The 12180-nt window shown below is 72.4% G+C and carries 11 protein-coding genes; 5 read left to right on the forward strand and 6 right to left on the reverse strand.

Features of this window, described 5'->3' with window-relative positions; all coding sequences use genetic code 11:
- Positions 1–93: 93 nt before the first annotated feature.
- Entirely contained in the window at positions 94–594 is a 501-nt protein-coding gene (locus ABZ453_RS23045) for a DUF2231 domain-containing protein (RefSeq protein ID WP_359017133.1), read from the forward strand.
- A 58-nt stretch (positions 595–652) separates the two neighbouring features.
- On the opposite strand, the gene ABZ453_RS23050 is transcribed toward ABZ453_RS23045, so the two are convergent.
- A complete protein-coding gene (locus tag ABZ453_RS23050) occupies positions 653–1456 on the reverse strand; it encodes a GntR family transcriptional regulator (protein ID WP_359017135.1) in 804 nt (267 codons plus the stop codon).
- Between the two features lie 156 nt (positions 1457–1612).
- Between ABZ453_RS23050 and ABZ453_RS23055 the strand changes: the two genes are divergently transcribed.
- Together ABZ453_RS23055 and ABZ453_RS23060 are read left to right on the forward strand one after the other, a co-directional pair.
- A complete protein-coding gene (locus ABZ453_RS23055; RefSeq protein WP_359017137.1) occupies positions 1613–2461 on the forward strand; it encodes a (2Fe-2S)-binding protein in 849 nt (282 codons plus the stop codon).
- A 304-nt stretch (positions 2462–2765) separates the two neighbouring features.
- On the forward strand, positions 2766–3803 hold the full coding sequence (locus tag ABZ453_RS23060) for a DUF2637 domain-containing protein (protein ID WP_359017139.1): 1038 nt from the start codon (positions 2766–2768) through the stop codon (positions 3801–3803).
- 64 nt (positions 3804–3867) lie between these two features.
- Here ABZ453_RS23060 and ABZ453_RS23065 read toward each other — a convergent pair whose 3' ends face one another.
- The 3 genes from ABZ453_RS23065 to ABZ453_RS23075 all read right to left on the reverse strand — a co-directional run bounded on the left by ABZ453_RS23065 (position 3868) and on the right by ABZ453_RS23075 (position 6006).
- Positions 3868–4320 carry an ATP-binding protein gene (locus tag ABZ453_RS23065; RefSeq protein WP_359017141.1) on the reverse strand — a complete coding sequence of 151 codons (453 nt, stop codon included), beginning with the start codon at positions 4318–4320 and terminating at the stop codon, positions 3868–3870.
- A gap of 524 nt (positions 4321–4844) precedes the next feature.
- Complete coding sequence (locus ABZ453_RS23070) at positions 4845–5288, reverse strand: hypothetical protein (RefSeq protein ID WP_359017143.1); 444 nt, start codon at positions 5286–5288, stop codon at positions 4845–4847.
- Between the two features lie 97 nt (positions 5289–5385).
- Complete coding sequence (locus tag ABZ453_RS23075) at positions 5386–6006, reverse strand: hypothetical protein (RefSeq protein WP_359017145.1); 621 nt, start codon at positions 6004–6006, stop codon at positions 5386–5388.
- 219 nt (positions 6007–6225) lie between these two features.
- Here ABZ453_RS23075 and ABZ453_RS23080 point away from each other — a divergent pair, with 219 nt between their 5' ends.
- Positions 6226–8193 carry a helix-turn-helix domain-containing protein gene (locus ABZ453_RS23080; RefSeq protein ID WP_359017147.1) on the forward strand — a complete coding sequence of 656 codons (1968 nt, stop codon included), beginning with the start codon at positions 6226–6228 and terminating at the stop codon, positions 8191–8193.
- On the opposite strand, the gene ABZ453_RS23085 is transcribed toward ABZ453_RS23080, so the two are convergent.
- Positions 8190–9932, reverse strand: a complete 1743-nt coding sequence (locus ABZ453_RS23085) for a pyruvate dehydrogenase (RefSeq protein ID WP_359017149.1) — start codon at positions 9930–9932, stop codon at positions 8190–8192. The two genes, ABZ453_RS23080 and ABZ453_RS23085, sit on opposite strands and share 4 nt — an antisense overlap.
- Before the next feature lie 65 nt (positions 9933–9997).
- A complete protein-coding gene (locus ABZ453_RS23090) occupies positions 9998–11845 on the reverse strand; it encodes a protein phosphatase 2C domain-containing protein (RefSeq protein ID WP_359017299.1) in 1848 nt (615 codons plus the stop codon).
- Here ABZ453_RS23090 and ABZ453_RS23095 point away from each other — a divergent pair.
- Positions 11766–11990, forward strand: a complete 225-nt coding sequence (locus tag ABZ453_RS23095; protein WP_359017315.1) for a hypothetical protein — start codon at positions 11766–11768, stop codon at positions 11988–11990. The two genes, ABZ453_RS23090 and ABZ453_RS23095, sit on opposite strands and share 80 nt — an antisense overlap.
- Positions 11991–12180 lie beyond the last annotated feature (190 nt).

A 12180-nucleotide genomic window follows, 5' to 3' on the forward strand; every position in this document is an offset into this window, starting at 1 on the left:
AGGTCCGGGGTCGTTCAGGGAGTTCTCAGAGGAACCTGAGAGGTTGCTGTGGCAGGCTGCGGCACCCATCCCCCCTCCTCAGAGGAAAACCCGATGAGCCTCGTCAACGGTCTGCCTGCGCATGTCCTGTTGGTCCATTTCGTCGTCGTACTCGTCCCACTGACCGCGCTGGCCCTGGTGGTCTGTGCCGTGTGGCCGAGGGCCGCGCGCCGCATGGGCGTGGTCCTGCCGGTGCTGGCGTTCGTGACGCTGGTGAGCGTGCCGCTGACCACGCAGGCCGGCGAGTGGCTGGAGCGGCATGTGACCAGCAGCGCGCTGATACGCCGGCACACCGAACTCGGTGACGGGCTGCTGCCCTGGGCGCTGGGTCTGTTCGTGCTGGCGGCGGCCGTGTGGTGGACGACCCGCCGGACGTCCGCCGAGCGGGCCGGCACCCGGTCCGCGTCCGTGATCCGCGTCGCGGCCGGCGTGCTGAGCGTCGTCGTGGCCGCGGGTGCCGTCGTCGACGTCTACCGCATCGGGGACTCGGGCGCGAAGGCGGCCTGGACCGGCGGCTACTCCAAGACGGCGACGGGCTCGGGCGACGGGAACTGATCCGCCCCACGGGCGGTGCGTGCGGGGGCCCGGTCGGCGAGGCCCCCGCACCGACCCTTCACACCAGGCCCGCGAAGTGCCGGCCCACCAGCCCCCGGACGACATCGACGTCCCGCGCGATCAGCGCGTCCAACAGCACGGTGTGGTCGGCCGCGTCCGCGATCAGGTCGGCGTTCCCGGCCGGGGCCCGTCCGCCCACCAGCGGCCACTGGGCCCGGCGGTGCAGGTCGTCGGCGATCTGGACGAGCTGTGCGTTGCCGCCGAGGGACAGCACCGCCCGGTGGAAGGCGCGGTCGGACTCGGCGTAGGTGGCCCGGCAGCCCAGGGACGCGGCCCGGACCGTCGCCTCGGCGAGGGGCCGCAGGTCCGCCCAGCGCTCCACGGGGACCGTGCGGGCCAGCCGGAGCATCACCGGAACCTCGATCAGCGCCCGGATCTCGGCCAGTTCGGCGAGCTCCCGGGTGCCGCGTTCGACGACCCGGAAGCCCCGGTTGGGGACGACCTCCACGGCGCCCTCCAGGGCCAGCTGCTGCATGGCCTCCCGCACCGGCGTCGCCGAGACGCCGAAGCGCTCACCCAGCGCCGGCGCCGAGTACACCTCCCCCGGCCTCAGCTCGCCGGTGACCAGCGCGGTGCGCAGCGCGTCGAGGATCTGTCCGCGCACGGAGGCCCGCTGGACCAGCCGGGGGCGCGGGATCGGCTGCTCGCTGTGGGTGTGCTCGCCGCGTGTGCCGTCGGGGGCCACGCCCCGCTCCCGGTCCACATCCGCCGCCACGGGCTGCTGCGGCACGCGGGGCGTGGCGGCGGCCGTACGGATCTGCGGTGTTCCCGTCCCCGTGGAGCCCTGCGCGTGCTGCCTCACGGGTCCTCCTCGGGACGTGTCGGTACTTGGGGCCATTACGACGGGTTGTTACTCGTCCGTCAAGCACCATAAGCGCACAAGCCGTCAGTTCAAATCCGATCGACTATAGATAAGGTAAGCCTTACCTTTCAGTCGTCCCGGATCGGCGGTCTACGCATGCCCTCTGCCCGCTCAGCCTTCCATGACGCCTACACCCGTCTGACCAAGGCGTTCCCGGGACTGGACGTGAGGGAGCTCGCCGCCGGGGAGCCGGTACCCGAGGACGGCGGCTGGGTGACCACCGCCTCACTGGCGGAGGGCGGCGCCCGCCTCGACGCGTTTCTCGCCCAGGACGACGCACAGGTGCTGCGCGACCACGGACAGCGGGCGCGCCCGGACGTCGTCGCGAGTTTCGGCCTGCACCGGTACGCCTGGCCCGCTTGCCTCCTGATCACGATGCCGTGGTTCCTGCACCGCCGGGTCCCCCGCCTCCCGGTGGACGAGGTCACCTACGACCGCACGGCGCCCGGTCTCCCCCTGGGCCGGCTGGCCGTACGCCCGGCAGACTTCGCCTGTCTGCCCGGCGATCCGGCGGCCGTGCTGCCCGGCGCCCGGGTCGTCGCCGACGAGGATGCGCTGCGGGCGGAGGTTCGGGCCGCGGTGGCCGAGCACCTCGAGCCCCTGCTGGCCGCCTTCGGGCCGCGGATGCGGCGGCGCGGACGCGCCCTGTGGGGCATGGCGACCGACGAGCTGGTGGAAGGTCTCTGGTACGTCGCCCATCTGCTCGGTGAACAGGAGCGGGCCAGGCGCGAGCTGGAGGCGCTGCTGCCCGGCGCGACCCGGCCCTACGTCGGCTCGGTGGCCTTCCGCGAACTGACCGGTCCGGACGGGGAGTCACTACCCACCCGGGACCGGGTGAGCTGCTGCATGTTCTACACCGTGCGCCCCGAGGACACCTGCGCGACCTGCCCGCGCACCCGCGACGCCGACCGCGTGACCAAGCTGCTGGCCGCCACCACCAGTTGAGCCCCCCTCAGGCACACTGGCGCGGGGCGATGTCGTAAGATCGCCCGCGAAGGGACCGCCCGCTCGGTTACAGCTGCTTCACAACTTTCTCACTTGTCGCAGGAACTTTCCGAGGAACCACCCGTACGGGTAGTCTTATTCGAACTCAACTCCCGCCCCTCAAGCGGCAGTTCGAGCAGAAAGCTGCCCTGGCACCCCCCTTGCAATTCCTTGGCGGCCTCTTGCCCCGAAACCCCCTGAGGGCCCGTGGGATTGGGCCACTATGGCGGGCGTTACGCCCTATCCCAATGCAAGGGACCCCTAGATGAGACTGACCGACATATCGCTGAACTGGCTGCTTCCGGGCGCCGTACTGCTCCTGGGCATGCTGGCGGCGGTGGCGGTGCTCGCGCGCAGCAAGCGGTCCGGCGGGGAGCACGCGAAGGACGACTCGTGGGAGCGCAGCGAGGAGCGCCGCAGGCGCAAGGAGGCCATATACGGCACCGCCTCCTATGTGCTCCTGTTCTGCTGTGCGGCGGTCGCCGCCGCGCTCTCCTTCCACGGACTGGTGGGCTTCGGCCAGCAGAACCTCGGCCTCTCGGAAGGCTGGGAGTACCTGGTGCCGTTCGGCCTGGACGGCGCGGCCATGTTCTGCTCCGTGCTCGCGGTGCGCGAGGCCTCCCACGGTGACGCCGCTCTCGGCTCCCGGATACTGGTGTGGACGTTCGCGGGCGCCTCTGCCTGGTTCAACTGGGTGCACGCGCCCCGAGGGGTCGACCACGCGGGCGCGCCGCAGTTCTTCGCCGGCATGTCGCTCTCGGCGGCGGTGCTGTTCGACCGCGCGCTGAAGCAGACCCGCCGGGCCGCCCTGCGTGAGCAGGGTCTGGTGCCGCGTCCGCTGCCGCAGATCCGTATGGTGCGCTGGCTGCGGGCCCCCCGCGAGACCTACAGGGCCTGGTCGCTGATGCTGCTGGAGAACGTGCGCAGCCTGGACGAGGCGGTCGAGGAGGTCCGTGAGGACAAGCGGCAGGAGGAGGCCAACCGGCTGCGCCGCCGTGAGGCGGACCGGCTGGAACGCGCCCAGCTCAAGGCGATCAGCCGGGGCCACCGCGGGATCATCGGCCGCGGCGGCCGACCGGAGCCGCAGGCCCTGGAGCGGGCAGGCGCCCAGAACTCCGCGGAGCCTGCCATATCGGCCCCGGAGCCGCTGCCCGTCCGCCAGCGTCCCTCGCTGCAGCCCGTCCGCAAGGGCGGTTCCGACCAGATCACGGTCGATCTCACCGCGGAGGACGACACAATGGCCCTCCCGCGCCTCGACTCCCTGGAGCGCAAGCTCAAGGACCTCGAGCAGCAGTTCGGCTGAGCCGGCCGGCGCAGGAGCCGGTATAGGGAAGGGGGCGTGGCCGGTGGCCACGCCCCCTTCCCGTTCAGGCCGGGCCGGCGTCGAGTTCGAACCACACCGCCTTCCCCACCCCGTGCGCCCGTACCCCCCACGCGTCCGCGAGGGACTGCACCAGGACCAGGCCCCTGCCGTGGGTGCCGTCGCCGGTGTTCGCCGGGCAGGGCCTGGGCCTGCGGGCCACGAAGTCCCGTACCTCCACCCGCAGTCCACGCGGTCCCACGACGGCCGTCAGGACCGCGTCGTGGTCGGTGTGGACGAGTGCGTTGGTGACCAGTTCACTGGTGAGCAGTTCCGCCACGTCCGAGCGTCCGGGCCTGCCCCACTGCCGTAGCAGCTCGCGCAGTGCCCTGCGCGCCTCGGGCACCGCCTTCAGATCCCCGCGCCCGAGTCTCCGCCGCAGCTGGGACGGCTGCGGCCCTTCCGTCACGTCGTCGGTCTCTTCCTCCACCGTCCGAGCCGAGGAGGCCCCGATCGCCATGGGACCGCCCCCTCGTGCCTGCCTCTTCATGACCCCCGCCCGCGTGCCGATGTCGGTTCCCCTCCTTGTCGAACACGTTCACGGGATCCATGCCCTCTGTCACCCGGCGCAGTCATGTCGAATGCTCAACCACCGGGTGTTCGGCCACGCATACGTCCCTTTCGGCCGGACGGGCACCGGCGGACCGTGCCGAACGCCTTCGCGCCTAGGCGTCCGGGGGCATCCTGACCATCCGGGATCATCGCCTGCGCCGACTCCGGTCTGCCGATCCCGTCGTACTCGCCACAGCGGTGTGGCGGTTGGTACCGGGCGTCCAGGTCCTGCTCGAGGGCCCGGCGGACCGTGCCCGCGGCTCACCAAACTGGCCTGAATCCACTGGTTTTCCGGCCCGTACGGGGAACCGAGAACCGTCCGACGACCGAACGGCCGCAGCGCGGGAGCGACATGCTCCCGCGCTGCGGCCGTTCCAGGCGGTGCTCACACCGCGGCCGAGGGCCGCGGCGCGACGGTCAACCGCTGCCCGCTTACCTGGCGCCGATGTGGAAGATCTTGTGGCCGGCGTTCATGTCGACGACCACCTTGGAGGTCACCCCGCGGCTCCAGGTCAGGGTGACGACGGCCTCCGTCCGGCCCGCCCTGGTGCCGGTCTCGGTGACCTTCCACGCCAGCGGCACGTTCTGGGCACGCAGAACGCCGTCCGCGTGCTCCCGCTCCTCCCACTTGTTCAGCTCCTTCTGGAAGGCGGGCGTGAGGTAGTGGCCGCGCAGGGCGGTGCCGAGGTTGCCGCTGTCCTCGTCGTACACCGCGTCGATGTAGGTGCCGTAGAAGTCGGCGATCCGGGTGAGGTTGTCGGACGTCCTGCCGCTGACGCTGCGCGGGGCGCCGGCGGAGGCCTGGGCGGTGGCGCCGAGGCCGAGGGCGACGGCGAGGAGGCCGGCGCTGATGACGGTGCGGGTCTTGCTGCTCATGTCTGTTCCCCGTTTTCGGTTGCGTGTTGTGAGAGGTGCGGTGGTCGGTGGGCGCCCTCCCGACCCCCGTGGCGGGAGGGCGGCCCTGGTCGTGCGGTCAGTGGAGCTTGTTCACGGCGGTCGTGGTCGTCTTCTTGAACGCCTTGACCGGCGCGTCCCTGAAGCCGCCCATCTGCCCCCAGTCGACGACGGTCACGGTCCTGCCGTCCCGGCCCACGGACAGGAGCCGGATGTCGTTGGCTCCCCAGGAGGTCTGGGTGTGCAGGCCGTAGACATGGGCGCCCTCCTCGACCGGCAGGGTGCCGTAATCCTTGAGCGTCGCCGCCGTCTCCGGGTCGGCTTCCTCGATCCGGGCCGGGCAGGACGCGATGTCCTTGTCGAGCCGCGCGAAGCGGCCCTTCGCCGCGCTGACGCCGGGCAGTTGGACACTGACCTGACGGGCGCCCGTGTCGAGGTCGGTGCGGAACTCCCGGTACCAGGTGTCCTGGCCCCCGCCCAGCGCCATGCTCAGGCAGCGGTCCTGTTCCACCGCCTCCGGTACGCCGACGGTGACCCTGCCGGCGGTCCAGGACGACGAGGCGTGTGGCGGCAGGTCCGCGGCCGCCAGGAACCCCGGTGCCCGGGACGCGGCGTCCGCCGGTGGGGCGAGCGTCGTGCCGAGGGCGAGGCCCGTGACGGCGAGTGCGATGAGCGCGCCTGCTCGGGTGCACTTGGACATGGGTGTCCCCCGTGGATGAGTGCATGGGTGTCGGAAGGTCGCCGCGACGGCGGATGGTCGGTTCGCCCTGGTCGGTGCGACACCAAGAGCATCGGCGCTCCCGGCGCCCCGGCGCAACGGCCGCCGTCCGATCGGCCGGGGTGGAACCATCCCAGCCCATCTGACGTGCAGGTATATGAGTGCCTGGGATGACGGGGACGACGGGGAGACGGGGGAACGGTGTCGACACGGGACGACGTCGAGCAGTTCGCGGCGCTGCTGCGCCGGTTGAAGGACCGCACGGACCGGAGCTACGGCTCGCTGGCACGGCGCCTCAACATGAACACCTCCACGCTCCACCGCTACTGCGCGGGCGAGGCGGTGCCGCAGGACTTCGCCCCGCTGGAGCGCCTGGCCGCCTTCTGCGAGGCGACGCCGGAAGAACGCCTCGAACTGCACCGGCAGTGGCTCCTGGCGGTCGCGGCACGCCAGCGACCCCGCACACCGGAGGAACCACCCCCGACCGACACCGCGCACACGTCCGTGCCGGGGCGAGCCGCTTCCCACCCGGGCGGGGCCATCGCCCTGACGGATCCGCAGGCTTCCCAGCCGGGCGCACATCTTTCCCCGCCGAAGTCACCGACTTCCGTGCGGGATGCACCTGTTTCTCTGCCGGAGTCACCGACTTCCCAGCCGGGCGCGGGTCTTTCCCGGCCCCAGCCACCCACCTCCCTGCCCGGCGGGGCCGCTTCCGAGAGCGAGCCACACACTTCCCCGTCCGGCACGGCCACTTCCCCACCCCAGCCACCCACCTCCCTGCCCGACACGGCCGCTCCCCAGAGCGAGCCACACACTTCCCCGTCCGGCACGGCCACTTCCCCACCCCAGCCACCCACCTCCCCGCCCGACACGGCCGCTCCTCTATCCGGGACGACGCTTGCTTCCCCGATCGGGACGGCTGCTCCTCTGTCAGGGACGACGCCCACTTCCCCGTCCGGGGCGTCAGCGCCCTCGTCGAAGGGACTCGCTCCCCATCCCGAGACGACCGGTCCCGAGACCGAGACAGCCGCGCGCGAGCCGGAGACGACCGCCGGCGTCGCCGACGGAACCGGTCCCGAGACCGAGACAGCCGCGCGCGAGGTGGAGACGGCTGCTTCCGTGGTCGGGGGAACGGATCGCGGGCCGGAGACGGTGGGTTCCCCTCACGACACGGCCGCTCGTCAGCCCGAGCACGCGGCGGGTGGTACCGGGGCCACCCCCGCCCCCCGCCCCCGCCCTTGGTTCCGTCGGCGGCGGAGTCTCCTCGGCGCCGCCGTGGCCACCGTGCTGCTGGCCACGCTCGGGACCGTCTCGGCGCTGTCGGAGGACGGGGCGCGGGGCGGTTCCGCCAGGACACCGTCCGGGCCGTCCCGTACGACGGAGGCCGGCGCCCGCCGCGCCCCGTCGGCCGGCGGCGCGAGCAGCAGCCCCTCCCCCGGCGCCGGCTCGGCCTCACCCTCGACGGGTGGTACGGCGTCGCCCACTCCCCCGTCGCAGGACGCCCCGGCCGTGAAGGGCAAGGCTCCCGCGCCCACCGCTGTGCCCTTGGCCCTGACCGTCGACTCGCAGGTCTGGCAAGGAGGGTGCGGCCAGAACTACGTGATCGACAAGACGCCGACCGAGGTGCCCCCGCCACCGGTGCCGCAGGACGCCGCGGTGTGGGCGGCGACGCAGAACGCGGTGCAGGGGCGGCAGTCGACGGTGGAGATCTCGGTGCAGGGAAAGTCGTCGACGGCCGTCGTGCTGAACGCCCTGCGCGTCCGGATCGTGGGCCGCGGCAACCCCGTACCCGGCACCGCGTACTCCATGGACGAGGGCTGCGGCGGCGGTCTGACCCCGCGCAGCTTCGCCGTGAACCTCGACGTCAACCGGCCCATCGCCCACCCGATGCCCGGCACCAACGACGGGGGAAAGCCGGCGCCCGCGGTTCAGTTCCCCTACCGCGTCTCGGCCCAGGACCCCGAGGTGCTGCTGGTCACGGCGACGACCGAGACGTACGACGCCAGCTGGTATCTCGAGCTCGACTGGTCCTCACAGGGCCGCACCGGCACGGTCCGCATCGACGACCACGGCCACCCGTTCCGCACCAGCGGCATCAAGGGCAAGGCCCGCTACTGGTACGGAACGAACGACGCGGGCGAACGCGCCTGGGTCCCCTACAACAGCTAAGGCCGCGGCACGTTGCGGATGTTGGAGCGGGCCATCTGCAGCATGCGGCCGACTCCACCATCCAGGACGATCTTGGATGCCGACAGGGCGAAGCCGGTCACCATCTCGGCGCTGATCTTCGGCGGGATGGACAGGGCGTTGGGATCGGTGACCACGTCGACGAGTGCCGGGCCCTTGTGCTTGAAGGCGTCCTTCAGGGCGCCGGCGAGATCCTTGGGCTTCTCGATCCGCACCCCGTAAGCACCGCAGGCGCGGGCGACGGCGGCGAAGTCGGGGTTCTTGTTGGTGGTGCCGTGCGAGGGCAGCCCCGCCACCAGCATCTCCAACTCGACCATGCCGAGGGAGGAGTTGTTGAAGAGGACGACCTTGACCGGGAGGTCGTACTGCACCAGCGTCAGGAAGTCGCCCATCAGCATGGAGAATCCGCCGTCCCCGGACATGGAAACCACCTGCCGCTTGCGATCCGTGAACTGCGCCCCGATCGCCATGGGCAGCGCGTTCGCCATCGAGCCGTGCGAGAACGAACCGATCACCCGGCGACGGCCGTTGGGCGAGATGTAACGGGCCGCCCACACGTTGCACATCCCGGTGTCCACGGTGAACACGGCGTCGTCGTCGGCGAGTTCGTCGAGTACGGACGCCACGTACTCGGGATGGATCGGCACGTGCTTGTCCACCTTGCGGGTGTAGGCCTTCACCACCCCCTCCAGCGCGTCCGCGTGCTTCTTGAGCATCCGGTCCAGGAACCGGCGGTTGGACTTCTCCCGCACCCGCGGGATCAGACAGCGCAGCGTCTCGCGCACATCTCCCCACACCGCCAGGTCGAGCTTGGAGCGGCGGCCCAGGTGCTCGGGCCGGACGTCGATCTGGGCGATCTTGACGTCGTCGGGCAGGAAGGCGTTGTACGGGAAGTCGGTGCCGAGCAGGATCAGCAGATCGCACTCGTGGGTGGCCTCGTAGGCGGCGCCGTAGCCGAGCAGTCCGCTCATGCCGACGTCGTAGGGGTTGTCGTACTGGATCCACTCCTTGCCGCGCAGCGCATGCCCCACCGGCGACTTGATCTTCCCGGCGAACTCCATGACCTCGGCGTGCGCGCCGGCCGTGCCGCTGCCGCAGAACAGGGTGACCCGGTCGGCCGCGTCGATCATCCGGGCGAGTTCGTCGATCTCGGCGTCGCCCGGTCGGACCGTGGGCCGGGAGGTGACCAGTGCGGTCTCGGCGGCCTTGTCGGGGGCGGGCTCGGCGGCGATGTCGCCCGGGAGGGAGACCACGCTGACGCCGGAGCGGCCGACCGCGTTCTGGATGGCGGTCTGCAGCAGCCGGGGCATCTGCTTCGGGCTGGAGATCAGCTCGCTGTAGTGGCTGCACTCCTGGAAGAGCCGGTCGGGGTGGGTCTCCTGGAAGTAGCCCAGGCCGATCTCGCTGGAGGGGATGTGCGACGCGAGCGCGAGGACCGGGGCCATCGAACGGTGGGCGTCGTAGAGGCCGTTGATGAGATGGAGGTTGCCGGGCCCGCAGGAGCCCGCACACGCGGTGAGCTTGCCGGTGATCTGGGCTTCCGCGCCGGCCGCGAAGGCGGCGGTCTCCTCGTGGCGTACGTGCACCCAGTCGATGGCTGCGTTGCGGCGCACCGCGTCCACCACCGGGTTGAGGCTGTCGCCGACGACGCCGTACAGGCGCTTGACTCCGGCGCGGACGAGGATGTCGACGAACTGCTCGGCGACGTTCTGTTTGGCCATGGTGCTCTGCTGCCCCTTCGGTCTCCGATGATCCCGCTGGGTCCATCAATTCACAGGCCGCGCGCTCACGCCTCCCAAACGGCCGCGGCCGTACGGTCGTCCGCGTAACCCTTGACCCGGACCTGGACGTCCGCGAGGAACGCGGCGAGGCCGGGCGGGGTGGGTCCGGACCATCGGCCCGTCAGATAGCGGCACAGGTCCGGTTCGCCGCGCAGCGGGTCCGCGAGGCCCGCGGTGCACATCAGCAGGGTGTCACCCGGGCGGGCCACCGAGGCACGGAAGCGGAAGGGTTCGCGGGGCGGTTCGGGGGCCGGCTCGTAGGGGCTCGGGGGTGTGGGGATGCCGAGGTCCATGGTGAGGCGGTCGCCCTCGGGGGTCTCGGCGGGCAGCGAGCCGAAGCCGACGACCGGGTCGCCGGTGACCTCGGTGACGCGGGGCTCGATGTCCTGCCAGTCACCGTCCCTGAGGCGGAACAGTCCGCCCCCGCCGACGCCGAAGAAGACGCGGGTACGGCACTCCGGGTCGGCCGGCAGCAGCAGGCAGCGCAGGGTGGCGGAGTACTCCTCCGGCTCGATGCCCTGCTCTGCGGCGCTGGCGCGGAGTTTGCCGAGGCTGCGGTCGGTGAGACGGTGCAGGCCCGACTTCAGATCACCGCGCCTCGCCGCCCGGATGTCCTCCGCGAGCCGGGCATGACTGCGGCCGACGGCCCGGCCGATCCAGTGGCAGGCCTCGGCGGCGGCACGGTGGGCTCCGGGGGTGGCGCGGGCGCCGGTGGCCATGGCGACGAGGATCAGCGCGTTCTCGGCGGTGCCGAAGCGGGCGGTGAGCAACGAGTCGCGGCGCGGTTCGCCCCGGTACCGCGCGGAGTCCCCCCGGACGGAGACGGCACGCAGGGTGCAGGCCCCGTACCGGGCACCGTCGAGCACGGTGTCGGCCACCAGATCATCGAGATCGTCCGGATCGGCGACGGGCAGAGCGGTGGGCTCGGCCTCATAGGTGGGCGGCCCCGAGCCGACGTAGTCGAGATGGTCGGCGGGGGGCGGGGGGAAGGTCGGCAGACCGAAGTCGTCGACGGGAGGCGGAGGAATGGCCGGCAGATCGAGGCGGTCGGCCGGAGGTGGGGGCGGGGCCGGGAGGTCGAGGTGTTCAGTGGGAGGCGGCGGGAGGGTCGGCAGATCGAGGTGGGTGGCGGTGCGGAGGACCGGGGGCCGGTCGGCGGGTGGCGGGTCGGCGGGCTGTGGCGCGGGGGCGGGCGGGACCGGTGGCGGGGGGTACGGCACACGATCCTGGACCGGCGGGGCACCGTCCCGCTGCGGACCCGAAGCCACCCCATCGACGCGACCACCCGCGGCCGGGGTCCGGGCCGAAGCGCCCGCAGCTGAGCTGGGGGGCGGAGGGGCAGGACTGCCCGCGCCCGGGCTCTGGACGGGAGGGGCAGGGGTGCCCGGCGGCCGGGCCGGAGGGACGGGGCTGCCCGCAGCCTGAGCCGGGGCCGAGGGATGAGACGACCCGTCCCGGGACGGCGGGGCGCCGTCCCGCTGCGGACCCGAAGCCGCCCCATCGGGGCGGCCACCCGCAGTCAGCCCCCCCGCCGGAGCGGGCGGGCTGCCCGCGCCTGGGCTCTGGGCCGGAGCGAGAGGGCTGCCGACGGGCGGGTTCTGGGGTGGAGGGGCGGAGATGCCGGCAGCCGGGCTCCCGGGCGGAGGAGCCGGGGTACCCGGAGGGCGGGGCGGAGGGGCGGGGCTGCCCGCGGCCGGAGGGCGGGGCGGCGCGACAGGGCTGCCCGCGGCCGGGGGGCCGGTCGGCCGGGGGCCCGCTTCGCGGGCGGGGTCCGTGCCGGTCGGTGTCCGGGACGAGGGGGCCGTCGTCGTCGGGGTCTCCGTCGACGTGCCGCTGCGCTGGGCGGGGACCACGTCGGCCCGTTCGCCCGGCGGCGATCCGTCGGCCACGGTCCCGGCCGCCGAGGCGAACCGGTCGTCCAACGTGTCGGCCGCGGGGGTCGGCCCCGTGTCCTCGGTGAAGTCGTCGTACAGCTGCCCCCACCAGTCGTCCTCGTGACCGGTGGGACTTCCCCCCTGCTGGCTCATGCCCCCAATTGTCCACCCCCGGGCCCCGATGAAAACGGGGCAACGGGAAAAACCGGCACGGCACGCCGAGTCGAACGCCGTGTCGAGTGACATGTCGAACAGGAAAACGAAAAACAGGCCGCCGGACTGCTCCACCCCTCGCGGGAGAACCGCCCGGCGAC

The sequence above is a fragment of the Streptomyces sp. NPDC005799 genome, assembly GCF_040630525.1.
In the GTDB taxonomy this organism is placed as follows: Bacteria; Actinomycetota; Actinomycetes; order Streptomycetales; family Streptomycetaceae; genus Streptomyces; species Streptomyces griseorubiginosus_B.